The organism is Gordonia malaquae NBRC 108250, from assembly GCF_000344135.1.
GTDB classification, from domain to species: Bacteria; Actinomycetota; Actinomycetes; order Mycobacteriales; family Mycobacteriaceae; genus Gordonia; species Gordonia malaquae.
The window spans coordinates 1-23590 of the sequence record NZ_BAOP01000046.1; the positions used below are offsets into that span (position 1 = coordinate 1).

The following is a 23590-nucleotide window of genomic DNA, read 5'->3' on the forward strand; positions in this document are numbered from 1 at the left end:
GTCGACGCCGCACGTCTGGGGCGGGCCATGTCTCCGATCACACTGCGCATCGGTTCGGTGTGCAGAATCGTGTGGGCCACGCGCAGGCCCTGAAGCATCGCGGCACGGTCGGCGCCGTCGGGGTCGGACAGATACTTGGGGTCCACGAGCACCTTGGCCGTCGGATCGGCGGATGTCAGGGTAACCGTCCCGCGGCTCTTCGGTGCGACCAGGATCGGGCCCGCGACCAGGCCGTGCCCATCAGGTTCGCCGATGCCCTCGTCGTAGAACGGCGCGGGAGCGTAGATCATCTCGAGATCGGGCAGTTCCAGATCATCGCGTGACCGGAAGAACCCGTACGCCTCGGCGACGTTCGACGTGAGCATCCCGCGTCGTCGAGCCAGGTAGTTGATGAGCTGAAGAGGCTTCTCCGCATCGGCGAGAGTGCCGGACGGGACCCGATAGCCGAACATCGAGACGAGATGGTCGGAGAGGTTCGCGCCGACGTCGGGCGCGTCGACGACGACGTCCAGACCGAGGGGACGCAACTGGTCTGCAGCGCCGATGCCGGACAGCATCAGCAACTGCGGGGAGTTGATCGCTCCTCCGCTCAGGATCACCTCGCGTGACGCGCGAATCGTCTGTGTCCGTCCGCCGTGGCTCACCTCGACTCCCACGGCGCGGGTCCCGTCCAACACCACCTTGCGGGCGAGCGCACCGGTGACGATCGTCAGGTTCTTGCGGCTGCGCGCCGGATCGAGGTACGCCTCTGAGGTGCTCCAGCGAGCGCCGCGATGCTGGTTAACCATCGTCTCGGTGAAGCCCTCGGGTGACGCCGTGTTCGCCGGCTCGCGCCGATAGCCTGCCTTCTCGACGGCTTGGAGGAACATCTCGGTGTACTCGCGCGGACTCCGCTGCCTGGACACGTGAAGCGGGCCGCTGCGTCCGTGATCGGGGTCGTTCGAGCCTTCGACGGCCTCGATCCGCTTGAAGTACTCGAGCACACTCGCGTAGCCCCACTCGTCGCCTGCGGCCTGCGCCCACGCGTCGTAGTCGGCGGCGAAGCCGCGGACCCACATCATCGCGTTCATCGACGACGACCCACCGAGAACCTTCCCGCGAGGGAAGAAGATGCTGCGGCCTCCGAGTCCGGGCTGGGCCGCGGTCTGGTAGTTCCAGTCCAGGTCGGACTTGAACAGCTTGGAGAACGCCGCGGGGATCGCGGTGAACTTGTCCTTCTTCTCCGGGCCGGCCTCGAGGAGCACAACCTCCCGTCCTCGTTCGGCGAGACGCGCGGCGACGACTGCGCCTGCCGAACCCGCTCCGACGACGATGTACTCGGTCTGCGTGGGGATGCTCACGTGTCAGCCCTTCAGTGCGGAGACGACGATGGATGGCAGCTTGGCGAGGCTCGGTGCGCCCGCGAACTGCGCGAGGAGACGGCCCGTGGTCGCCGACGAACGGTTGTTGACGAACCACGGCGGCTTGGGTGACAGCGCCCACTCGGCGTGGATCACCGATCGCGGTGCAGGGCGGAACGGCCCGCGGATCACCGTGCGCTCCGGGCGATTGATGAGCCACGCGTTGTGGACCACTCCGATGCCGCTCTGGACGTCGTCGATCGTGTGGCCGGGGAAGGCGCCCCACGTCGCGGTGGGCGTCAGGAAGCCGAGACCGGTCCAGGCGTTGACGGCGATGGTGCCGTACCGCAGTTCGGCGATCAGGTCGTCGAACGTGGCGCCGAGCTCGCGAATCGTCTTGGGGTGCGCGATCAGATTCACGCCGAGTGTCCCGGCGAACTGGGTGTTCGCGGCGTCGACTGCGGCGCGTGCGAATTCGGCTCCGACTCCGGGCAGCTCAACGACGCCGAGGACGGGAGCGAAGTACTCGGTGGTCAAGAGCGGTTCGTCCTTCGAGGCTGCCAACCCTTCGACCAGGACACGTCCTCCGCCTGGGCCGAAACGCCCCGCTTCGGGGTACGTCGCGACCGCGCCGTCGACACGGCTGTCGCTGCCCGGGTAGTACGCAGGTCGAGCCGGTGCGGTGTCGAATGCCTTCTTCAAGGCGGCGAGGAACTCGTCGCGCTGCGGCCAGTCGGCGGACACGATCACCGACTGCGAAGCCACGCAGTTGTACCCGCCGTTGTGGAGGCGCTGCGTGGCGACGTGGGCGGCCTGGAACTCGATGTCCGCGCGCGACCACTTGCCGGGAAGGACGATGGTCGGCGACACACCGCCGAGTTCGCTCGTCACCGGGACCGAGAGGAGGGGAGTGCCCGCCTTCTTGCGTTCTGCGGCCTCCGGTCCGGTGCCCCACACGATGGCGTCGTGCGTGATCGCGCTACCCGTCATGTGCACGTGGGCGACACGGGTGTGCTCGACGAGCAGCTTGCCGACGTCGGCGCCACCGGTGAGGATCCGGACCGCGCCGAGTTCGATCAGCGGAGCGAAGACGGTCTGGAACGTCGGCAGCAGTGCGTCGGTGACCGGATTCAGCTTGAGTGCGACGACACGATTGAACGCGACGAGCTCGTAGAGCGTGTCAAGGGGCGCGATCGACATGATGTTGCCCGCGCCGAGCACCACTCCGACACCGCCGGTCTGCTCCGGGTGATGCTGCGCGAGCCCGGCGTCGCGGAGAGCATCGGCTCGGGTCACGCCTTCCTGAAGCCATACCTGAGCGGAGAATCCGCTGAGCAGAAGCATGTCGTTCAGTCCCGCGGGCATCGCCTGCACGGTGATGTGCCCTGACGCCTCACCGAACGTGGCGCCCGCCAGGGGGCTGTCGCCTGCGGCGAGTGCGCGCAGCGACTGGGCGACCACGCCGAGGCCACCGGCGAACGCGTACGGCCCCGACATCCACTCCTCGCCGACGAGCGGAGACGTCGGATCGAGCTTCTTGATCGTGATCGCGGCGTCGACCCATTCGCCCGCATGAGCGACGGTGAGGTCGCGCACCGTGTCGAGCAGGTCGGCCCGCTCGGTGAGCGACAGTGCGGCCCAACGGCGTTCGCCCTCGGTGAGGTCGACGATCGCTCGGTCGACGGCGGCGATGGACTGGTCGGCGGTCGTGGATGCCACGGGGGGTGCTCCGTCTCGGTGAGGTGCGCCGTGATCTTCGGGCTCGGCGCAGTGTGCGTCCATTCGACCATGTGCGGAGGCAGCGAGGATATGTGCCGACGCCGCTGTTTCGGCACCCAAGTTTGTGCGTACGCACAAACTGATCGTGGTGCGCGTCACCACGAGGGGCTAGGCTCACGTCCATGACTTCTGTGTTGATCGCACCCGAGGCTCGGAACCTGGCCGAACGAGTGGCAGTCGAGGTGCGTGCAGGCGACGACACGGTGATCGATTCGTTGATCAGTGCGATCGTGGCGTCCGATTCGTACTACTCCGAGGCGACGATGCTGACGGCCGAGCAATTGCGTGAGGCGTGCGTCGGCAACCTGCACGCGATGGTCGAGGCGCTTGCGGATCGTTCGCGGATCGACCTGCGTCCCGCACACGCCGCCGGTCGGCTCAAAGCCGAACTCGGCATCCCGATCTCCTCGCTGCTGCGGGCGTTTCGCCTCGGCGGACGAGCGCTCTGGGACCGGATCACCGAACTCGCCGACGGTCCCGGCGACATCGAGTTGAGCGGAGTCGCCGCCGACCTGTGGGAGATCGTCGACACCTACTCCGATGCTGCCGTCCAGGCCTACCACGACACCGAGATCGACCTGACCAGGGCTGACGAGATGCGGGCGGCGCGGCTCGTGCGGTCGCTCTTCGACGATCACTCCGGCCATCCGTCTCGACTTCTGGAGGCGATGCGCGGACTCGGTCTCCCTGAATCCGGAGTGTTCGGTGTTGTCGTCGCCGACTGCGATCCGACGGCGTTGACACCGGCGAGCCTGCGTCGGGGAGTGGCGGCGCTCGGTGTGCAGTCGGCATGGGACATGCACGTCGACTCAGTGGTGGGCCTCGTCATCGCACCGACCGCCGATGACGCGTACCGGGCCGCCGACCACGTGGGCGCCACGACCGGCGGGCGGGTCGGGATCGGCACGCTGTTCACGTCCCCGATGTCGATCGTGTCCGCGCTCACTGAGGCACGCAGCGCTGCGGGCGCGGCGAGCAGAGGCGTGACACGGTTCGGCGACGACCCTATCGCCCACCTGCTGGCATCCGACACCGCGGCAAGCGACGTGGCCGCCGCGCAGATCCTCGGACCGGTCCTCGGTCTGCCCGACACCGAGCGCTCCGACCTGCTCGCCGTCCTCGACGCGTGGTTCCGCTGCGGCGGATCGGCCACGAGGGTCGCCGACACCCTCTTCTGCCATCGGAACACGGTGCGCTACCGGCTGCGAAAGATCAGCGACCTGACTGGTCGAGACACCACCGATCCGGCGCAGTCTGCCGAACTGTACGTCGCGCTGAGGGCAGTGCAGTTGCGCGCAGGCTGAACAGGCGCGGTCAGTTCGCGAAGTGCGCCGTCAACTCGCCGACGATCTGATCCCACAGCGGTTCCGGCAGGTCGTGGGCCATGCCGTCGACCATGATGAGTCGACCGTCGGGCACCGTCGTCGCGACCGCCCGCGCACCGGACGGTCGCATCAGCTTGTCGTGGGTGCCGTGGAGGACCAGTGTTCGTGCGGTCGTCCGACGGTTGTGCCCGTCGAGGCGGCCCGACCCCAGAATCGCGGCGAACTGGCGGGCGAAGCCCATCGGGTAGTAGCAGCGTTCGATGTACTCGGTGACATTGGCGATGGCGACGTCAAGCGGTGCGGGGAAGACCGGGCTCCCGATGATCCCGTACATTCGGGCGCTGCGCTCGATGAGCTGTTCGCGTGTTGCGTCTTTCGGGGGAGGGGAGATCAGCGCCAGCATCTGGCGGGGACCGGGCGGCGGTAGAAACGGGCGGTTGTTGCTCGACATGATGACCGTCGCCGACAGTGTGCGGTCGGGGTGATCGGCGGCGAAGACCTGCGCGATCATGCCGCCCATCGACGCTCCGACGATGTGAGCACGGTCGATGGCGAGGTGATCGAGGACGCGGCGTGCGTCATCGGCCATGTCTGTGAGTGTGTAGGCGGACCCCGAGACCGGTATTCCGACGAAGAACTGCAGCAGTTTGATCGGCAGTGGAGCGCCGCCGGAGTGCACCCCGTCGAGCTTGTCGGACAGCCCCGAGTCGCGATTGTCGAACCGGATCACGTGGTATCCGGCGGCGGCGATCTTCTCGCAGAACTCCGTCCGCCAGTGCACCATCTGGGCACCCAGGCCCATGATCAGCAGGACCGCAGGGTCAGTCGCATCGCCGAACTCCTCGAAGCACAGGTCGATGTCGCCGGGAACCGTTCCGGTACGTGTCGTCATGAGTCCATCATGGCCGACGGCGGGAAGCACGGTCAGTGCACGGTCGCGACGACCCCGCCGGCAGCGACCAACAGTGCGATGTAGACCATCGCGTGGAGACGATCGGGAATCCGAGGCGGTCGGCGTCGAAGGACGACCACGACCGGGATCGACGCCGCGAGGAGCGCGGCGGCGGCCCCGACGTCAACCGATCCCACAAGGCCCGGCGCCGGAGTCGCAACGGATCGTTCGGAGAGAGACACGACGAGCGCAGGAACGACGATCGCGAGGGTGAGCGGATTGGCCAGGGCGGCGGCGTCGGACATCGTCGACCCGGCTCGTCGCAGGAGCGGGACTGTCATGACGCTCCCGCCGACGCCCAAGAACGCGGCGACAGTTCCAATCGGGATGCCCGTCCACGTCGACATGCCGTCCGTCCCGGTGCCTCCGAGCGTGGACGCCCGCGGCGTGCGCACGAAACCCGGTCGGACCACCAGATCGAGAACCGTCGCGGCGACGTATGCGACGAAGCCCCAGGTGATCAACGAGTCCGGTGCGAGTCGGCCGGCCCACGCACCCGCGGCTCCGCCGAGGGCGAGCAGTCCGAACAGCCCGGCCCTACCGCCCAACCCCGCGAGCACACGGCGATTCGTGGATGCCGTCGCCACCGCTGCGTTCACGAGCATCACCAGCGCTGATGTCGCTGTCGCAATCCGGATCGCGTCACCACCGAACGAGGCGTCGACAATCGTGATCACGGGAACGGTCACGAATCCGCCTCCGAATCCGAAGAGAACCGTGGTGACACCCACCGTGGCGCCGATGATCAGGAGTGCGACTGTTGTCATGTCTCCACTTCAGTCGACGACACTCAAGGCGGGCAATCGATAGTGCGCCAATCACCTTCGAGTGTCGGCCACTAGTATCGGAGTCGTGTCCAGGCTGACGATCGACGACTACGAAGACCTGCCGATCGACGTGCTCCCAGTCGGGACCGACTACGGCTCGGATGCCGTTCTTCCGCGGCACAGCCACCGTCGGGCGCAGTTGTTGTACGGATCGACCGGGGTGATGGACGTCGAGACCGACGACGGCCGGTGGATCGTTCCGGCCGAACGCGCCGTTCTCATCCCGCCCAGCACTCCACATCGAGTGCACATGCACGGCGTGTCGACGTGGAGTGTGTACATCGACCCCGGTGCGGTGCCGTGGTGGCCAGCGTCGTGCATGGTGATCGAGGTGGAACCGCTGCTCCGCGAGATCCTCGGGGCGGTCGGTCGGCTGTCCCTGGACAGTCCTCGGTCCGAACGCGACTCGACGCTCATCGCTTTGATGCTGCACGAGATAAGCGTCCTCGCGCCGTCGCCGTTCGACGTCGTGCTCCCGGAATGTGAACCGCTCCGCGGGCTGTGCCGCGCCTACATCGCGAAGCCGGACGTCGGCGTGAGCACAGGCGATTGGGCAGCGACGGTGTCGCTGAGCACACGCACGTTCGACCGCAGGTTCCGCGAGCAGACGGGCGTCAGCGCTGCAGTGTGGCGCACTCGGGCTCGTCTCCTGGCGGCACTCCCGATGCTGGTCACCGAGACCGTCACCGAAGTGTCGGCTCGGTTGGGATACTCCTCGCCCGCCTCGTTCACCGCGGCGTTCACAAAAGCCGTGGGATCGCCGCCGTCTGCGTTTCGCGGGGCAAGACGGGACGGCGACGTCTGATCCGTGCCTCGGTTGGTGGCGTTCGGCGAGTCTGTCGTAGTCTGGCCGCCGCACGTCGCTGGGAAAAGGGGACGGCAGACGACGGATCGAGGCGATATGAAGCGAAGAATCACGGCAGTGATCAGCGTTGCGCTCATGGCATGTGCGCTGACACCGACCGGATCGGTGATCGCGTCGCCGACATCCGAGGTCCTCGCGCGGTATCTGGACGCGCCGCTGCCCAATCGCGACGCGTCGCACGGCGCCGGAGCTCCCAATCCCGATCTCCCGCACCGAAGCTCTCAGATCCGTCCCCTGCTCGCCCAGGCCCGGTCGGAGGCACTCGCTCCATCACGGTACGGCGCACTCCTGTACACGTATTGGCTGGTGCGCACCACGGAGAAGGCCGGTATCGATCTCGCGCAATGGAATCCTCGAGCCGGGGCGACGGCGAACCTGACCAATCTCGAACGCTCGTACCGCTATTACGAGGATCTCCAGCTCGCTCATCGTGAACTTCGATGGGCCGGGATGGCAGGCCAGGTCGGGGCCGATTTCGGGGGAGGACTCATCGACCTCGAACTCGGCGGGCGGGTGTTCGAGATCTCCCGGCTCCAACCGGTCATGGCGGAGATCGTCCGCAGGTCGTCGGCTGCCGGTGGTGACCGAGTGGTCGCGGCGTTGCCCGCCGGCGTGCGCGCGCTCGCGGAGGTCGGTGCGACGATCACACCCGCCGACATCACCGCGGTGATCGGACAGATCCTCGTGATGCAGAAGAACATCTTCGGCGACCTGATGCCGCTGCACACCGCCTACGTCGACGGAGGTCTCGATGCCGTCCGCGAGCTCGTCCGAACAGGGCTGTACCCGACGGACGTCCTCGATGCGTTCACCGACATCGCATCCGGGGACGCCGCCCGCATCTCGGCGGGCAACGGCGCACTTCTCCGTCGGGAGCAGGAGGCCGTGGTCGCGCGCCAATGGGACGAGACGAGAGCGTACCGGGCGCCGGTAGGTGATGCGCTGACGTACGCGTCGACGATCGTCGGTTCGCCGTCCGTGGCCGGGGTCCGACCGATGAGGGCCCATCGACCGTATGACGTGACCACACGAGTCGCGGGTCGGACCGTGCGGGTCACGACACCGCTGCCCTCGTGGAACTGGTCGGTCTTCGTGTCGCGCTGGGAGTACATCAACGCCGAGCTGCTGCCCAAGTACGAGTGGCAGGTGGCGCACAACTGGGACGCCCTCGCCGCCTACATGCGTACGCCGTACGATCGTCAGCTGCAGCAACACCGTGTCCTGTTCAACCTCGGGCCGCTTGCGCAGAGCATTCTCGACCAGACGAAGGTGACCGTGAAATGACCAAGTCAGCACTCATGCGGATGGTGCTCGTCCCGCTAGTCGGCGTCGTGGCTCTCGCCTCGGCGGGCGTAGCGTCGGCGGCTCCTGGCGATCCGGACGGCAGGTGCGTCATCGACGACGCCAGCGCTGCGACGACGATAGACAGCCTGATGGATCACTGCACAAGTCAGCAGATTCTCGACCTCTTCGATTCCGCGGCCCCGGGAACGCTTCCCGAACCGGGTCGCTACCGTCTCTACCTGCTTCCCGCGCAGAAGGGAAAGAACGGTGTCGACGACTACCAGGACTCGAAGATCTTCACCACGACGCAGTCGAAGCTCGGCGACGGGCTGACGTTTGCGAAAGGACCTCAAGGCCAGCCGTGGGTGTACAAGAACTACATCACGGGCAGAGACGCGGGAGGCCCGGTGGTCTTCGCGCCACGGTCGTTCGCAGATCGGCGACCGACGTGGACGGCCGATTTCAGCCGCGATTTCGGCGGCCTGATGATCAGCACACAAGAGTACCGGAGACTCACCTCGACAGTGTGGATCGGCCGAGACTTCCTCGGTCCGGGCACGTCCGCGAAGCCACCGTCGAGCGGCGGAACGATCGCGTTCACCAAGCGGTAGCGTCAGGCTCGTCTGGGTGCGACCATCGGACCATGGAATACGACGACGTGGTCCGCACGACGTTCGCCGCACGTGACTTCACCGCCGACGACGTGTCCGACGACGACCTGTACCGGATTCTCGAGACCGCGAGGTTCGCGCCGAGCGGCGGCAACCGCCAGGGCGCCCACGTCGTGGTGATCCGGGATCCGGTGACCAAACGGGCGCTGGCCGACCTCAGTCGCACCGGCGGTCGCCGGTACCTCGCGCAGAAGGCGGCAGGGGAGAATCCGTGGAATCCCGTGCACCCGACGGCCGTCACCCAGTCGGAACTGGACGCAGTTCGAGGTCTCGGGGCGTTCGTCGCGCCGATCGCCGATGCACCGGTGGTCCTCGTGGTCACGGTCGACCTGGCATCGGTGGCGGCCTTGGACGCCGACTTGGACCGCATCGCGGTGGTCCCGGGAGGGTCCGTGTATCCGTTGATCTGGAACATCCTGACTGGCGCGAGGGCGGCAGGGTTCGGCGGCACCATCACCACGATGGCAGTGGCCGAGGAGCCCGCGGTCCGGGAACTTCTCGGGATTCCGGAGCATCACGCGCTCGCGGCAGTGGTCCCGTTGGGCCGACCGGTCAGACAACTGACTCGGCTGCGTCGTGCGGAGGTCGAGGCGTTCGTGACGCGAGAGAAGTTCGACGGCTCGGCGTTTGGTCGTTGATGCTGCTCAACGGCCTCGTCGCGGCGTCGTCGACCGTCGCCGCCACACGCTCCCGGCTCACGAAGACGCAGACATTGGCCGATCTCATCGGACGACTCGAACCGTCGGAGGTCGCCGCCGCAGTCGGGTTGCTCCTCGGGCGCCCTCGCCAAGGTCGACTCGGTATCGGGTGGCGCACCGTGCACAAAGCACGACCGGAGCCCGGGGCCGGGTCGGTGCTCACGGTGAGCGACGTGGACGAGGCCTTCTCGACGCTAGTCGGAGCGCACGGCACCGGATCGGCTGCCGTGCGTGCACAGACGCTCGACCGATTGCTCGGCCGAGCCGACGTCGCAGAACAGGACTATCTGTTGCGAGTCATGATCGGCGAGATGCGAACGGGAGCCCTGGAAGGTGTGCTCGTCGACGCCGCAGCCCTGGCCACGGACACGCCGAAAGAGATCGTTCGTCGCGCAGTGATGCTCAGCGGTGACCTGGGCGGCACCGTCCGCGCGGCACTGTCCGGTGACGACCTCACCGAGGTCGGTTTGACGCCCGGTGTTCCCGTCCAGCCGATGCTGGCCGGATCGGCTCCGAGCGCGGGAGAAGCGACGACGGGCATGGGCGCGTCGTCCGTCGAGTACAAGCTCGACGGAGCGCGACTCCAAGTGCACCGTGTAGGCGGTGTGGTCACCGCCTACACGCGGAGCCTCGCCGACATCACCGACCGAGTCCCGGACATCGCTGCGCTGGTAGCGACGTTCCCCGGAGGTGACCTGGTGCTCGACGGCGAGACGCTTGCACTCGACGAGTCCGGTGCCGCGCGTCCCTTCCAGGACACGATGAGCGGGCTGGGCCGGGATGCCGCCTCCGCTTTGCACGTGTGGTTCTTCGACGTCCTGTACGGCGAAGGACGGTCGTTGATCGACGAGCCGCTGTCCGTACGACGCGAGGTTCTCGCGCGGGTCGCAGGTGACCACGTCATCGGCGGGTCGGTCCTGCCCGACGCAGATCCGGCTGCGGCGCAGGCCGTGCTCGACGAGGCCCTGGCGCGCGGCCACGAGGGGATCGTGGTGAAGTCACTCGACTCGGTGTACGCGGCCGGACGGCGCGGTGCGAACTGGGTGAAGGTGAAACCGGTCTACACCTACGACCTCGTGGTGCTCGCCGTCGAACACGGTTCGGGCCGCCGGTCGGACTGGCTGTCGAATCTTCACCTGGGAGCACGCGACCCCGACGGCGAGTTCGGTGAGCCAGGCGGGTTCGTCATGGTCGGCAAGACGTTCAAAGGGCTCACCGACGAGACTCTGCGTTGGCAGACTTCTCACTTCCCGACGATCGCCACCGGCGACGACGGCCACGTGATGCGTGTCCGCCCCGAGACGGTCGTCGAGATCGCCATCGACGGTGTGCAACGGTCGACTCGATATCCCGGAGGGGCAGCGCTCCGATTCGCTCGTGTCAAGCGGTATCGCACCGGCGTCGACGCGAAACCGCCGTCCGAGGCCGACACCATCGGCGCGATACGACAGCTGCTGCCCGGCTGAAACGAGTGGCGGGCCGCTCAGGCGGTGGCGCGGGTCCGGGACGTCAGGAGAGCCTCGACGATCGAATCGGTCGTCATGACCAGGCCCGCGCGTTTGGCGATGTAGTCGGCAGCCATCTCGTGCTCGTCACGGCTGAAGTCGGCCATGGCGTCAACGGCGAAGAACGGTGCGACGTCGCTCATGAAGGCGTCCGTCGCGCTGATCATGCACCCCATGTGGGCGTACACGCCGATCACGATCAGCTGGTCGCGTCCGTGATGGGCGAGCAGCTGACGCAGATCGGTTCGGGCGAAACCCGAGTACCGCCACTTGGTCACCTGGATGTCGCCGTCGCGAGGCGCGAGTTCCGGAACGATCTGCTCGTCGCGCCCGGACACGAGGCCCGTTCCCCAGAAGTCGCGCAGAATGCCGCGCCGAGCGGGATGCTGATCGCCGGGTTGGGCCGTGTAGACCACCGGGACACCGGACTCCTCGGCCGCCTCACGGATGCGGACCATGTTCGCCAAGGCCGTCGACATCGGCTCTTCGTTACGCTGGTAGGCGTCGATGAAGTACTCCTGCATGTCGTGGATGAGCAGGGCTGTCCGATCGGCGGCCAGATCCCACTCCACGCGAGCAGGAAAGGGGCCGAGCGGGATTCGGTACGGGGTGATGGATGGAATCGCCATGCCATTAGGCTAGCCTTACCTTGTGACCTTCACCAGTTGGCCCTCTGAACTCGCCGAACAGTATCGATCCGAGGGGCTGTGGTGCGCCGAGACCTTCGACGATGTGCTGACCGCACGCGCATCGGATCCGTCGATCGCCGACCGCACCGCTGTCGTCGACGTGGATCGGTCGTGCACCTACCGTGAACTCGACCTACGGGTCGGACGCCTCGCCGCAGGATTCTCCGCACTCGGAATCGAGCCCGGCGAACGCGTCCTGCTCCAGATGCCGAACGCGATCGAATTCGTGGAGACCGTGTTCGCGTTGTTCCGACTCGGCGCACTGCCGGTCTTCGGTCTGCCCGCGCACCGGGAGGCTGAACTCGTCGGCATCGCACGTGCTGCTGACGTGGTGGCGATCGTTCATCCTCGGGTGCACGATCGATTCGATCACTCGGCGTTGGCCCAGACCGTCGCCGACCAGGTCGACACAGTTCGGCGCCTGATACCGATCGACACCCTCGAATCGCTGCACACCGACCCGTGTGGCCACCCGCGGTCGGAGCCGGAGTCCGTTGCGTTCCTGCAGCTCTCGGGAGGCAGCACCGGCGTGCCCAAACTGATTCCCCGCACCCATGCCGACTATCTGTACAGCGTGTGGCGGAGCAACGAAGTGTGCGGAGTCTCCGGCGACACCGTGTACCTGGTCGTCCTGCCCGTCGCACACAACTTTCCGATGTCGTCGCCAGGCATCCTCGGCGCGCTCTACGCAGGCGGAACTGTCGTGCTGTCGCCGTCCCCGGCGCCGTCGGCGGCGTGGCCGCTGGTGGAAAGCGAGCGCGCGACGATGGTCGGACTCGTTCCGCCCCTCGCTCGGCTGTGGACCGAAACGGCTGAGCGAGGCACGACCCAGGACATCTCCAGTCTGGAGACGATCCAGGTCGGAGGGGCGCGCTGCCCAGACGAACTCGCCCGCCGGATCGGCCCCGCGCTCGGCGTCACGTTGCAGCAGGTCTTCGGCATGGCGGAAGGGCTCGTCTGCTACACCCGGCTCGACGACCCGATCGACGTCGTGACCCGGACGCAGGGCAGGCCGATGTCGCCGCTGGACCAGCTGAGACTGGTCGACGACGATGGGGCGGCCGTCGCCGAGGGTCCGGGTTTCCTCGAGGTCCAAGGTCCGTACACGATTCGCGGCTACTGGAACGGCGCGGCCCCGGCGTCGTTCGCGCCCGACGGCTGGTACCGCACCGGCGATGTCGTCGAGATCACGGACGGGGGTGATCTCGTGGTGCTCGGGCGCGGGGGCGACCGCATCAATCGAGGCGGCGAGAAAGTGTCCGCGGAGCAACTCGAAGAGCATCTCCTCGAACACCCGGCAGTCCGAGACGTGATCGTCGTCGCCGTCGCCGACGAGTACCTCGGCGAGCGGACCTGCGCGTATGTGATCGCCGTCGACTCCGGCGAGCCGCCGAGCCTGCCGATGCTGCGGGCGTTCGCGCGTGATCGAGGACTCGCCGACTGGAAACTGCCCGACAGTGTCGTCGTGGTCGACGGGTTCCCCGAGACGGGAGTCGGAAAAGTGAGCAGGCGTCGACTGCGCGAAATCCTGACCGAACAGAACAAGCCGCGAACGGTCGCGGCGGATGAAAGGTGAACACCCACATGACAGCGAGTGAATCGACACTGACACGTGAACGGATCGTCGACGATCTCGCCGAGATGCTCGGAGTGGGGCCCGACGAACTCGGCGACGACGTCAACGTTCTCGACATGGGGCTCGACTCGGTGCGTCTGATGTCGCTGGTCGAGAGATGGCGAGCGGACGGGTCCGTCGACGTCGACCTCGTCACCCTCGCCGAAGTGCCAGAGGTCGGCGCGTGGGTTCGCGAACTGACCGGGCGGGTGTGACATGCGAGTCGTGACACTCGGCTACCAGACCTGGGGCCATCGGACGCTGTCCGCGGTGCTCGGCACCGATCATGAGGTGGCACTGGCGGTGACTCACCCGGCGAGCGATCACCCGTACGAGCAGATGTGGGCCGACTCTGTAGAGGACCTCGCGCGTGCCAACGGCGTGCCCGTTCATGTGGCGACACGCGCGGACCAGGAGCTGATCGACGCGGTGGTGGCGGCTGAGCCGGACCTGATCGTCGCCAACAACTGGCGGACCTGGCTGCCTCGTGAGATCTACGACGCGCCGACACACGGCACGCTCAACATCCACGATTCGCTTCTTCCGCGCTACGCGGGGTTCTCGCCGATCCTGTGGGCACTCCTCAATCGGGAGTCTCATGTCGGAGTGACCGTTCACCGCATGGATGAGGGCTTGGACACCGGTCCGATCGTCGCGCAGCAGGCGGTTCCCGTCGGTCCGACGAGCACCACGACAGAACTGGTCCTCGCGACGATGGACCTGATCGAGCCGCTTGTGGTCCGTTCACTCTCCGACCTCGCAGCCGGAACTCTGCGCGAGACTGTGCAGGCTCCGGCGTCCATGACGTACTTCCACAAGCGTTCCGACCTCGAATCGCGTATCGATTTCACCTCGAGCGCCGACGACATCGAACTGCTGGTGCGGGCACAGTCTGACCCGTATCCGAACGCGCACTTCACGTTCCGAGGCGCGCACGTCCGCGTGCTGAAGGCGCATGTGTCTACGGGCCGATTCGGCGGCACCCCCGGCAGAGTGACCGTGCCCTATGAAGGGGGAGTGGCTGTGGTCTGCGGTTCGTCGCGCACCTCGCCTGACGCTGCCATCGTGTTCGAGACGCTGCGCCTGGAAGACGGTTCGGAAGTGTCGGCGACAGACTTCTTCGGCACTCGTGGCGGCTACATAGACCTCGGCTGACTCATCGTCGGCATGCGAGCGCAGGCCCCGGATCGAGAACGATCCGGGGCCTGTGCGTCAGCGTGAGGCGAATTGATCGACGGCGCCGGGCACCGGCTCGGCTGGATCGTTGCCCAGTGCCACGATGCGGTTGTCGGCGTCGACGTGGACCACCTTCGGCTCGTGCAGGACGACCTCTGCCTCGGAGAACTGGCCGTACGACATGATGATGACAAGATCGCCCGGATTTACGAGGTGCGCGGCGGCGCCGTTGATGCAGATGCGGCCCGATCCGGATTCTCCGGTGATCGCGTAGGTCTCGAGGCGGGCGCCGTTGGTGATGTCGACGACGCTCACCTGCTCACCTTCGACGAGGTCGGCGGCGGCCATCAGGTCGGCGTCGATAGTGATCGATCCCACGTAGTGCAGGTCCGCCTGGGTCACGGTGGCGCGATGGATTTTGCCGTTGACAAGGGTGCGGTTCATTAGGTCGAAACCTTTCGGTCGGTAGTGGGAACGATTCAGTTCGCTGCTGAGTCTGCGGCCATGGCCTCGCGCAGACTCAGCGGTCGGAGGTCTGTCCAGTTCTGCTCGACGTAGTCGATGCAGGACGCGCGGTCGATGCCGTCTGGAGCGCCATGAACAATGCGCCAACCTGCGGGAACGTCTGCGAATGACGGCCACAGTGAATGTTGTTCCTCGTCGTTGATGAGCACGAAGAACGTGCCCGACTCGTCGTCGAACGGATTGGTGGACAACGGAACTCCTGTCGTAGATGGACTCGCGAGCGCGGTCGGACTCGAGTTCAGCGGGCGAGCTCCACGCTGATTCAAGCGTAGGCTACCCTAACCTTGTGGCCAATGATTCTGCGAAGCCGACTGAGACGAAGGACCGACGATGACCCCGACTGCGATGATCCCGACTGGGTTCCTTGCGGGGGATCGTCCGGCCGAACGCGGCACCCACGTGCTCGTCGACGCGGACACGACACCCCGTCTGCTTGTGCTCCGCACGATGTGGGGCGCCAATCGCTACACGATTCCGGCGATGGTCCTCGTCGTCCTGCACTTCGTGGGCGAAGCGCTGGTGCCGGTGATCATGGGCCTGGCTATCGATCGAGCCGTCCTGACACAGGACTGGGACGCGCTGCTCCGGTGGCTGCTGGTCCTCGCCGCGGATTTTGCGCTCTTGTCGTTCACGTGGCGGTTCGGCGACCGGATGGCCGTGTACGGGCTCAACGTGATCGAGCACCAGTTCCGGATGCGGGTCACCGACCGCATGCTGGATCCGGCGGGTACCGACGGGCCGGCCCGCTTGCCGGGCACCGCGTTGAGTATTGCGACCTCGGACGTCGGACGCCTGTCACGTGCGGTGCTTCTCGCGGTGTTTCCGGTCGGGGAGATGGCGTCCGTCGTCGTCGCCGGCGTGATCCTGCTGTGGATCTCGTGGCCGCTCGGGGTGGCCGTCCTGCTCGGCGCGCCGGCGATGTTCTGGATCCTCGACCGCGCAGGCGCCCCGCTGCGGTCCAGGACTGAGCGGCAGCAGGAGTCCGTCGGATTGGCCGCGGGTACCGCGGGCGATCTCGTCGCGGGGTTCAGGGTCCTCAAAGGCATCGGAGCCGAGGGGGAAGCGGCGAAGCGATACCGGGCGGCAAGTGGGCAGGCCCGCGACCACGCGATCGCTGCGATGCGGACGGAGGGGGCGTACGTCGCTCTGCTGCAGACGGTGTCGTCGATCTTCATCATCGCCGTGGGTCTGGCAGCCGGAATCATGGCGGTCGACGGGCAGATGGGTCTCGGACAGTTGATCACCGTCGTCGGTCTGACGCAGTTCATCATGGGCCCCCTCAACGCGATCGGCACCAACTTCGGCGCCGTGTGGAACGGCGCGGTGCCCAGTGCCGCGCGTGTCCTGTCGGTGCTCCAGGCCGGTCCTGGGGTTCGCGCCGGTGCTCGACGTGACGCGTCGGGGTCGCTCGAGATACGGGGCCACGACGACATCCCCGACATCGACGTTCCCGAGCGCGGACTCACAGTGATCACCGCTGACCAGTCCGCTGCGCGTGCGCTCACCGCGGCACTGGCGCGCGAAGAGGCGCCGTCGGGCTCGTCGGTTCGAGTCGGAGGGGTCCACATCGACGACCTCGAACTGGCTGCGGGTCGCGCGGCAGTCCGTGTCGCGCCGCACACGCCGCATCTGTTCGAGGGTTCCGTCATCGAGAACATCGCAGCCGTCGCCGACGACGGTCACGTGGGCGCTGATCGAGTCACCCGGGCAGTGTTCGCCGCGGCCTGCGACGACGTGGCCGCAGTCCTCCGCGACGGCCTCGACACTTCGGTCGGCGAAGCGGGGCAGATGCTGTCCGGAGGTCAGCGCCAGAGAGTCGGCTTGGCCCGAGCACTCGCAGCCGAGTCTGCCTTTCTCGTCCTGACAGATCCGACGACAGCAGTGGACTCGATCACCGAGGCGACAGTCGTCGAACGTGTGCGCGCGGCCAGATCGGATGCCGCGACCATCGTGTTCACCCAATCGCCGGCGTGGGTCGCCGCTGCCGACACCGTAGTTCGACTCGACGCCACAGCACAGGAGGCCACCAGATGAGCGACCGGCCCGATCACGTCTACTTGCCGGTCGCCGACTGGCGGCGCACGATCAGGCACTTGCTGATCCATCTCGGGCGCCACAAGGCTCGCTTGGCAGCGGTCGTCGTCGCAATGGCAGCCTCAGGAGCCTTCGGGTTGGTCACGCCGCGCCTGCTGGGTTCGATCGTCGACGTCGTGGCCACGGGTGGAGACGCTTCGGAGGTGCTCGTTCGTGCCGGGCTGATGGCACTGGCCGCCGTCGCGTGCGCCGTGTGCGCGGGGATCGGCATCGCGGCGGCCGCCACCGTCTTCGAAGCGGTGCTCGCCGACCTGCGCGAGGAGATGCTGGAGACGGTCTTGCGGCTCCCCGTGGCGCGGGTCGAGGCCGCGGGCAGCGGAGACGTGCTCTCCCGAGCCACCGACGACGTGGACAAAGTCAGTGAAGCGATCGGGAAGGCGCTGCCCGCACTGCTCATGGCGCAAGCGGGAGTCGTCGTCACGGTCATCGGTCTGGCGGCGATCGACTGGCGGTTCCTGCTTGTCGCAGTCGTCACTGCGCCGCTGTACGTGTTGACCGCGCGTATGTACATACGGCAGGCGCCCGCCGTGTACGCCGCTGAACGAACCGCGGCAGCTGATCGCGCTCACCACGTCCTCGGGCCCGTGCAGGGGTTGCCGACCGTCCGTGCCTTCGACCTCGGCGGTCCGCTGAGCAGCCGGATCGACACGTATTCGTGGGCGGTGGTCCGGCGCTCGATGCAGGCGGTGGTCCTGCAGAACAGGCTTGCGGGGCGATTGAACCTCGGTGAGTTCATCGGCATGACCGTCATCCTCCTGGTCGGATTCGCGCTCGTCGGGGACGGCGCGATCACCGTCGGTGCGACGACCGCGGCCATGCTCTTCTTTCTCGCGCTGTTCGACCCCATCGGGCAGGTCATGTACGTGCTCGACGATCTGCAGTCCGGCGCCGCAGCACTCGGTCGCATCGTCGGGGTTCTGGACATCCCGCGCGACGCAACGGAGTCGGACGACCGTCGACATCAGGACGACGGCACGGGCCTCGTCGCCGACGGCGTTCACTTCGGCTATTCGGCCGACCATCAGATCCTCCACAACGTCTCGGTCGCAGTTCGGCCGGGCGAGCACGTTGCGCTGGTCGGCATGTCCGGTGCCGGAAAGAGCACTCTCGCGACGATCCTCGCCGGCATCCACCCAGCGGGTCGGGGGTCGGTGACGCTCGGCGGGACGCCGGTGCTCGACATTCCGGACGCCGACCGTGCTCGGCGAGTGGCACTCCTGACACAGGAGGTCCACGTGTTCTCCGGGACTCTCCGAGACGACCTCATGTTGGCTCGACCCGACGCGGACACCGAACGGCTGTGGGGTGCCCTCGAGACCGTTGGCGCGGCCGACTGGGTTCGAAGCCTGGACGCGGGGCTCGACACGGTTGTCGGGGAGCACGGCCACCAGGTCGATGCGATGGTGGCGCAGCAACTGGCGCTCGCTCGTATCGAACTGCTTGATCCCGACGTCGTCATCGTCGACGAAGCCACGGCCGATGCGGGCAGTGTCGGCGCGGGCGTACTCGAGGACTCGGCAGCAGCCGTGCTCGCAGGACGGTCCGCGCTGATCATCGCCCACCGGCTCAGTCAGGCAGCTGTGGCAGATCGCATCATTCACCTCGAAGGCGGGCGAGTGGTCGAATCCGGCCCGCATGCGCAGCTGGTGGCGTCGGGGGGTCGTTACAGCGACATCTGGCGCGCGTGGACAAACGGGCGCGGGGACGTCTGAGACCGAGGTCACGAATGCCAATGCCGGCAATATAGGTTAGGCTAACCAAAGGTCGAACGATGTGAGTTCGGCGAAATGAACGAACGACTCAAGGGATAGAGGCAACACGTGCTCATGCGAACCGACCCGTCAAGCGTTATCGACATTGTGGGCATCGGATTCGGGCCGTCGAATCTCGGCTTGGCGATCGCGATCGAAGAACACAACAGCACGGCGCCGCAGGCAGATCAGCTCACCGCGGCGTTCGTCGAGTCGAAACATGCGTTCGCATGGCACCCGGGGATGCTGCTCCCCGGAACGACCATGCAGATCTCGTTCCTCAAAGACCTCGTCACACAGCGCAACACGACGAGCGAGTTCTCATTCTTGAGCTACCTCGCGGACCGGGGCAGGATGGCCCATTTCATCAACCATCAGACGTTCTTCCCCACGCGTCGGGAGTTCCACGATTACCTCGGGTGGGCCGAGCAGAAAGTGTCGGCCGACGTTCGTTACGGCACCCGAGCCACCGCCGTCGCAGAGGCCGACGGTCACCTCGTCGTCGAAGCGATCGGACCGAACGGGCCGATCACGCTGAACGCACGCAACGTGGTCGTGGCCGGCGGCCTGCGCGAATCACTGCCCGAAGGAGTCACCTCCTCGGCTCGTCAGTTCCACAATCATCGCCTTCTCGATCACCTCGACGGGTTGCCGTCCACGCGCCACCGCCGCTTTCTCGTGGTCGGTGCAGGCCAGAGCGCTGCCGAGGTCGTCGAGTACCTGCACGACAATTATCTGGACACCGAGGTTCACAACGTGTTCGCCAAGTACGGGTATGTGCCCGCAGACGACAGCCCGTATGCGAACCGGATCTTCGACGCCGCCGCCGTCGACGATTTCTATTCGGCCGACGAGACTCAGCGCGCTTCGCTGCTCAACTACCACCGGTCAACCAACTATTCGTGTGTCGATCTCGACCTCATTCGGGAGTTGTACCGCCGTGAGTACGCCGAACATGTCGACGGAGACCGGCGACTGTTCATGCGTGGTGCGTCTAAGCTCGTCGGCTCGGACGAGACCGATGACGACGTGCAGGTCACAATCGAGAACCTGCTCACCGGAGAAGCGGAGACAATGGCCGTGGATGCCGTCGTATACGCGACCGGCTTCACTCCCACAGACCTGAGCGGCCTGCTCGGCGACCTCGTGGAGCCTGATCAGTCGAACGGGGGAGTCGATCGTGACTACCGCGTCGTCACGACTCGGCCCATCTCCGGAGCTGTGTACACCCAGGGCGGAACCGAACACACCCATGGGCTCACGTCGTCGTTGCTCTCGAACATCGCGATACGTTCCGGCGAGATTCTCGACTCGGTCCTGTCTGCGCGAGCATTCTCTCGCACAGCCTGAACTGACGCCGGCGAGAACGCCCTGTGTCAGGGTGGAGGCATGCTGCGCACACTCGCCGACGTCATGGGATCAGTTGCCGCCTCGTACGGTCTCGACGAGACCAACCCGCTTGCGGTGCAACCGAATCGAGATGTGGTCGTGCTGCTGATCGACGGGCTCGGTGCGGAGCTCATCGCGCGTCACGCGGATATCGCACCGACCCTGAACTCCCATGTCGCTCACGTTGTGCAGGCAGGATTTCCCGCTACCACGGCGACGAGCCTGACGACACTCGCCGTCGGCGCCCCGTGCGCGGTGCACGGTGTGGTCGGCTACAGTTTCGCCGTGCCGCACGCGGGGGACATCCGCACGTTCAACGCATTGCGCTGGACGCTTGATTCAGCACAGGGGCCAGATGCTCGAGACCTCGTAGACCCCGAGGCCGCACAGCCTGTGAACAGCAGGCTTCAGGATCTCGCCGCAGCGGACATCGATGTCCACTACGTCGTTCCCGGTTACCAGGAGTCGTCGGGGCTCACCCGAGCCGCGTTCCGGGCCACCGGCGTCGTCCACCCTGCTAAGACCCTGGATGAGCTGCGCGACGGGATACTGGCCGTCGCGAGACATGACGGCCCGCAGCGTCGTTTCGCATACGCCTACTATCCCGACCTCGACATGAACGGTCACCTGCATGGGCCCGAGTCGCCGGAGTGGCTGGCGGTTCTCGCAACCGTCGACAGCTTCGTCGCGGATCTGTTCTGTGACCTTCCGAGCACGTGCACACTGCTTGTCACCGGAGACCACGGGATGATCCGTGCAGGAACGGCGGTCGACCTGGACGCAGACGTGGACCTGCACCGGGGAGTTCGGTTGATCGCAGGCGAGGCGCGAGTCCGGCACGTGTACCTCGACCGCGTATCGGATCGAGACGACGTGGCCGCCGCGTGGGCCGGTGCTCTGGGTTCTCACGCGAGCGTGGTCACCCGCGAACAGGCGTTGGACGAACACTGGTTCGGCCCGATGACGCCGTCAGACCTCGTGCGGGCGCGCATCGGCGACCTCATCGTTGTAGCCGAAGGCGACACGGTTCTGGTGCGGCCGGAGACCGAGCCGATCGAAGCCGCGATGCCTGGTCACCATGGTGCGTGGACGGCGGACGAACAGCTGGTGCCGGTGGTGAGCAACCGATGATCAACATCCGGGCCGTGACGGTGACGGCGTTCGCTTTCACCGTCACGATGATCGGGACCACGATCCCGACTGCGCTGTACCCGATCTATTCTGATCGACTCGGCTTCACCTCGCTGACCGTGACGGTGCTCTTCGCGGTGTACGCAGTCGGTGTGTTCGCGGCTCTTCTGCTGTTCGGTCGTGTGTCCGACCAGATCGGGCGGCGGCCGGTTCTTATCGCTGCGCTCCTGTTCGCAGTGCTCAGCGCGGCCGTGTTCTTGGTGCCGCCGAGCCTCGGAACTCTGATCGTCGGACGGTTGCTCTCCGGAGTGAGCGCTGGCTTGATGACCGGCACCGGAACAGCCGCGATCATCGACCTGTATCCGATCGAGCGTCGGGCGACCGCTGGAGTGCTGGCGGTCGCGGTCAACTCCGGGGGCCTCGGGCTCGGCAACCTGTTCGGCGGGGTTGTCGCCGATCTGAGTGCGTCGCCGCTGGTGGTGCCCTTCGCCATCCATCTCGGTCTCACAGTTCTCGCGATGGTCGGTCTGCTCGTGTTCGGCGTCGACGACCGACGACGCGGTGGTCTGGTACTCCGTCTGGAGCGGTTGACTGTGCCGCGAGAGATCCGAGGCGCCTTCGCGCGCGGAACTCTGTCCGCCGGTGCGGGATTCGCCTCGAGCGGTGTTCTCACTGCGACGACGGGGCTCTTTCTGGTGCGTTACCTGGGAATCTCCAGCCATACGGCGATCGGTGCGATCGTCTGCCTGATCTTCACTTGTGTTGCCCTCGGACAACTTCTGACCAGGCGTATTCCGGCGCGGTGGGCGATGCCCGGCGCCTGCGGGGTGCTCGTGCTGTCGGCCGGACTGCTCGCGTGGGCGTTGGCCGGTGAGGTGTTGGTGCCTCTCATCGCCGCAGCCGTTGCGGTCGGCCTCGGGTGCGGCGTGTGCATGAACGTCGGGTTGTCGACGACCGTCGAACGTGTCCCCTCATCACTTCGCGGTGGTGTGTCGTCGGCTTTCTTCGCCGTCATTTACATGATGCTCGCGTTTCCCGCGGTCGGCGTCGGGCTCCTCGCCGTTCCGCTCGGCCTTCGAGAGGCAGGGCTCGTGTTCGCGGGCGCCGTTGCACTCCTTGCGGCCGCCGTCGGTGCTTCGGACCTGCGGGCCTCGTCGCGACCTAACCGCTGACGCGGCCGTAGGCGCGGCGAATCACGCGGCCGCCGGGTGGGCGGTCATGGTTCGCCTGGCATGCGATCTGATCGGCACCCGTGGCCGATCGGGCCGTGCCGGGTCGGCCGGTTCGAGGAACCAGGGGTGTCCGTCGTGGCCGATGAACACCTCCCATCCAGTCTGGTGGATCAGTGTGTGGTGCATCCGGCACAGCAGCACTCCGTTGCCCAGGCTGGTCTCGCCTCCTTCTGACCACGGCGTGCAGTGGTGTGCGTCGGTCCAGGTGACTGGTCGTCCGCAGCCGGGGAATGCGCATCCGCAGTCTCTCGCAGCGAGGGCTTTGCGGATGCCGGGTGTCATCAACCGCTGCTCCCGCCCCACATCCAGCGGGACGCCTCCTCCGTCGACGGTGATCCTGGTGACCGCGGAGGTGCACAAGCTCAACGCGACCGTTGCCGGGGACACGGGCCCGGTGAACCCGAGCCTGGCGACCCCATCACCAGGTACCCCGGAGGCCGGGATCACGATGCTCGCGTGCGGTAGGACACCACCGCTGGTAGGCCGATCCGATCCGGACAGGTACGTCCGGATGATCTGCCCGAGCGCATCAGCTCTACGCTGCCGGGCCGACCTCGGATCGGGTGACCCATCCGGTTCCGGGACCGGCCTGCACAACGGATCCAAAGCCGCATTCAATTCCTCACCGGTCACGACGTCGAGATCCATGGTGGCCTCAACACGTCCTTCGTCGCTCAGATACAACGACATCTCATTGAGTTCCGGATTCTCCGACGCCGGAACCAGATCCGGATCATCCGAG

General features: G+C 66.6%; 22 protein-coding genes. 14 read left to right on the forward strand and 8 right to left on the reverse strand.

The window, feature by feature from the left end; genetic code table 11:
- A partial coding sequence (locus GM1_RS19760; protein WP_008381865.1) for a GMC family oxidoreductase occupies nucleotides 1-1340 on the reverse strand: 1340 nt, incomplete at its 3' end.
- A 3-nt stretch (nucleotides 1341-1343) separates the two neighbouring features.
- The gene (locus GM1_RS19765) at nucleotides 1344-3059 is read right to left on the reverse strand and encodes an aldehyde dehydrogenase family protein (protein ID WP_008381866.1); all 1716 of its coding nucleotides are present in this window, start codon (nucleotides 3057-3059) and stop codon (nucleotides 1344-1346) included.
- 182 nt (nucleotides 3060-3241) lie between these two features.
- Here GM1_RS19765 and GM1_RS19770 point away from each other — a divergent pair, with 182 nt between their 5' ends.
- A complete protein-coding gene (locus GM1_RS19770; protein ID WP_008381867.1) occupies nucleotides 3242-4423 on the forward strand; it encodes a PucR family transcriptional regulator in 1182 nt (393 codons plus the stop codon).
- 10 nt (nucleotides 4424-4433) lie between these two features.
- Here GM1_RS19770 and GM1_RS19775 read toward each other — a convergent pair whose 3' ends face one another.
- Entirely contained in the window at nucleotides 4434-5336 is a 903-nt protein-coding gene (locus GM1_RS19775; RefSeq protein ID WP_008381868.1) for an alpha/beta fold hydrolase, read from the reverse strand.
- 32 nt (nucleotides 5337-5368) lie between these two features.
- On the reverse strand, nucleotides 5369-6163 hold the full coding sequence (locus tag GM1_RS19780) for a TSUP family transporter (RefSeq protein WP_008381869.1): 795 nt from the start codon (nucleotides 6161-6163) through the stop codon (nucleotides 5369-5371).
- An 85-nt stretch (nucleotides 6164-6248) separates the two neighbouring features.
- On the opposite strand from GM1_RS19780, the gene GM1_RS19785 reads away from it, so the two are divergent.
- From GM1_RS19785 to GM1_RS19805, 5 genes are all read left to right on the forward strand, one after another.
- Nucleotides 6249-7028, forward strand: a complete 780-nt coding sequence (locus GM1_RS19785; RefSeq protein ID WP_008381870.1) for an AraC family transcriptional regulator — start codon at nucleotides 6249-6251, stop codon at nucleotides 7026-7028.
- A gap of 96 nt (nucleotides 7029-7124) precedes the next feature.
- A complete protein-coding gene (locus GM1_RS19790; protein ID WP_040520819.1) occupies nucleotides 7125-8372 on the forward strand; it encodes a hypothetical protein in 1248 nt (415 codons plus the stop codon).
- Entirely contained in the window at nucleotides 8369-8983 is a 615-nt protein-coding gene (locus GM1_RS19795) for a hypothetical protein (RefSeq protein ID WP_008381872.1), read from the forward strand. Before GM1_RS19790 ends, GM1_RS19795 begins: the two co-directional genes overlap by 4 nt.
- Before the next feature lie 32 nt (nucleotides 8984-9015).
- On the forward strand, nucleotides 9016-9681 hold the full coding sequence (locus GM1_RS19800; protein WP_008381873.1) for a nitroreductase family protein: 666 nt from the start codon (nucleotides 9016-9018) through the stop codon (nucleotides 9679-9681).
- Nucleotides 9681-11207: an ATP-dependent DNA ligase gene (locus tag GM1_RS19805; RefSeq protein WP_008381874.1), complete on the forward strand. Its 1527-nt coding sequence runs from the start codon at nucleotides 9681-9683 to the stop codon at nucleotides 11205-11207. Before GM1_RS19800 ends, GM1_RS19805 begins: the two co-directional genes overlap by 1 nt.
- Nucleotides 11208-11224: 17 nt before the next feature.
- Here GM1_RS19805 and GM1_RS19810 read toward each other — a convergent pair whose 3' ends face one another.
- Nucleotides 11225-11875 (reverse strand): isochorismatase family protein, encoded by a 651-nt coding sequence (locus tag GM1_RS19810; protein ID WP_008381875.1) that lies wholly within the window; start codon nucleotides 11873-11875, stop codon nucleotides 11225-11227.
- 22 nt (nucleotides 11876-11897) lie between these two features.
- Between GM1_RS19810 and GM1_RS19815 the strand changes: the two genes are divergently transcribed.
- The 3 genes from GM1_RS19815 to GM1_RS19825 are packed head-to-tail and all read left to right on the forward strand — an operon-like array spanning nucleotide 11898 to nucleotide 14705.
- A complete protein-coding gene (locus GM1_RS19815; RefSeq protein WP_008381877.1) occupies nucleotides 11898-13511 on the forward strand; it encodes a (2,3-dihydroxybenzoyl)adenylate synthase in 1614 nt (537 codons plus the stop codon).
- Between the two features lie 8 nt (nucleotides 13512-13519).
- Entirely contained in the window at nucleotides 13520-13765 is a 246-nt protein-coding gene (locus GM1_RS19820) for a phosphopantetheine-binding protein (RefSeq protein WP_040520824.1), read from the forward strand.
- A 1-nt stretch (nucleotide 13766) separates the two neighbouring features.
- Nucleotides 13767-14705, forward strand: a complete 939-nt coding sequence (locus tag GM1_RS19825; protein WP_008381879.1) for a methionyl-tRNA formyltransferase — start codon at nucleotides 13767-13769, stop codon at nucleotides 14703-14705.
- Nucleotides 14706-14762: 57 nt separating this feature from the next.
- Here GM1_RS19825 and panD read toward each other — a convergent pair whose 3' ends face one another.
- On the reverse strand, nucleotides 14763-15170 hold the full coding sequence (panD, locus tag GM1_RS19830) for an aspartate 1-decarboxylase (protein ID WP_008381881.1): 408 nt from the start codon (nucleotides 15168-15170) through the stop codon (nucleotides 14763-14765).
- Nucleotides 15171-15205: 35 nt separating this feature from the next.
- Entirely contained in the window at nucleotides 15206-15442 is a 237-nt protein-coding gene (locus tag GM1_RS19835; protein ID WP_008381882.1) for an MbtH family protein, read from the reverse strand.
- Between the two features lie 139 nt (nucleotides 15443-15581).
- Between GM1_RS19835 and GM1_RS19840 the strand changes: the two genes are divergently transcribed.
- The 5 genes from GM1_RS19840 to GM1_RS19860 all read left to right on the forward strand — a co-directional run bounded on the left by GM1_RS19840 (nucleotide 15582) and on the right by GM1_RS19860 (nucleotide 22788).
- On the forward strand, nucleotides 15582-17285 hold the full coding sequence (locus GM1_RS19840; protein ID WP_008381883.1) for an ABC transporter transmembrane domain-containing protein: 1704 nt from the start codon (nucleotides 15582-15584) through the stop codon (nucleotides 17283-17285).
- The gene (locus GM1_RS19845) at nucleotides 17282-19057 is read left to right on the forward strand and encodes an ABC transporter ATP-binding protein (RefSeq protein ID WP_008381885.1); all 1776 of its coding nucleotides are present in this window, start codon (nucleotides 17282-17284) and stop codon (nucleotides 19055-19057) included. Before GM1_RS19840 ends, GM1_RS19845 begins: the two co-directional genes overlap by 4 nt.
- 114 nt (nucleotides 19058-19171) lie before the next feature.
- The gene (locus GM1_RS19850) at nucleotides 19172-20446 is read left to right on the forward strand and encodes a lysine N(6)-hydroxylase/L-ornithine N(5)-oxygenase family protein (protein WP_040520820.1); all 1275 of its coding nucleotides are present in this window, start codon (nucleotides 19172-19174) and stop codon (nucleotides 20444-20446) included.
- Nucleotides 20447-20485: 39 nt separating this feature from the next.
- Nucleotides 20486-21616, forward strand: coding sequence for an alkaline phosphatase family protein (locus tag GM1_RS19855; protein WP_008381889.1), 1131 nt, complete (start codon nucleotides 20486-20488; stop codon nucleotides 21614-21616).
- The gene (locus GM1_RS19860; protein WP_008381891.1) at nucleotides 21613-22788 is read left to right on the forward strand and encodes an MFS transporter; all 1176 of its coding nucleotides are present in this window, start codon (nucleotides 21613-21615) and stop codon (nucleotides 22786-22788) included. Before GM1_RS19855 ends, GM1_RS19860 begins: the two co-directional genes overlap by 4 nt.
- Nucleotides 22789-22809: 21 nt before the next feature.
- Here the strand turns inward: GM1_RS19860 and GM1_RS19865 are convergent.
- A partial coding sequence (locus tag GM1_RS19865) for an HNH endonuclease signature motif containing protein (RefSeq protein ID WP_008381893.1) occupies nucleotides 22810-23590 on the reverse strand: 781 nt, incomplete at its 5' end.

Excerpts from the sequence above, each read along its gene's own strand:
- GM1_RS19825 (WP_008381879.1), top strand. The coding sequence starts at position 13,767 with ATGCGAGTCGTGACACTCGGCTACCAGACCTGGGGCCATCGGACGCTG.
- GM1_RS19845 (WP_008381885.1), top strand. The coding sequence starts at position 17,282 with ATGAGCGACCGGCCCGATCACGTCTACTTGCCGGTCGCCGACTGGCGG.
- GM1_RS19820 (WP_040520824.1), top strand. The coding sequence starts at position 13,520 with ATGACAGCGAGTGAATCGACACTGACACGTGAACGGATCGTCGACGAT.
- GM1_RS19860 (WP_008381891.1), top strand. The coding sequence starts at position 21,613 with ATGATCAACATCCGGGCCGTGACGGTGACGGCGTTCGCTTTCACCGTC.
- panD (WP_008381881.1), bottom strand. The coding sequence starts at position 15,170 with ATGAACCGCACCCTTGTCAACGGCAAAATCCATCGCGCCACCGTGACC.
- GM1_RS19800 (WP_008381873.1), top strand. The coding sequence starts at position 9,016 with ATGGAATACGACGACGTGGTCCGCACGACGTTCGCCGCACGTGACTTC.
- GM1_RS19850 (WP_040520820.1), top strand. The coding sequence starts at position 19,172 with ATGCGAACCGACCCGTCAAGCGTTATCGACATTGTGGGCATCGGATTC.
- GM1_RS19775 (WP_008381868.1), bottom strand. The coding sequence starts at position 5,336 with ATGACGACACGTACCGGAACGGTTCCCGGCGACATCGACCTGTGCTTC.
- GM1_RS19840 (WP_008381883.1), top strand. The coding sequence starts at position 15,582 with ATGACCCCGACTGCGATGATCCCGACTGGGTTCCTTGCGGGGGATCGT.
- GM1_RS19790 (WP_040520819.1), top strand. The coding sequence starts at position 7,125 with ATGAAGCGAAGAATCACGGCAGTGATCAGCGTTGCGCTCATGGCATGT.
- GM1_RS19805 (WP_008381874.1), top strand. The coding sequence starts at position 9,681 with ATGCTGCTCAACGGCCTCGTCGCGGCGTCGTCGACCGTCGCCGCCACA.
- GM1_RS19780 (WP_008381869.1), bottom strand. The coding sequence starts at position 6,163 with ATGACAACAGTCGCACTCCTGATCATCGGCGCCACGGTGGGTGTCACC.
- GM1_RS19810 (WP_008381875.1), bottom strand. The coding sequence starts at position 11,875 with ATGGCGATTCCATCCATCACCCCGTACCGAATCCCGCTCGGCCCCTTT.
- GM1_RS19855 (WP_008381889.1), top strand. The coding sequence starts at position 20,486 with ATGCTGCGCACACTCGCCGACGTCATGGGATCAGTTGCCGCCTCGTAC.
- GM1_RS19795 (WP_008381872.1), top strand. The coding sequence starts at position 8,369 with ATGACCAAGTCAGCACTCATGCGGATGGTGCTCGTCCCGCTAGTCGGC.
- GM1_RS19770 (WP_008381867.1), top strand. The coding sequence starts at position 3,242 with ATGACTTCTGTGTTGATCGCACCCGAGGCTCGGAACCTGGCCGAACGA.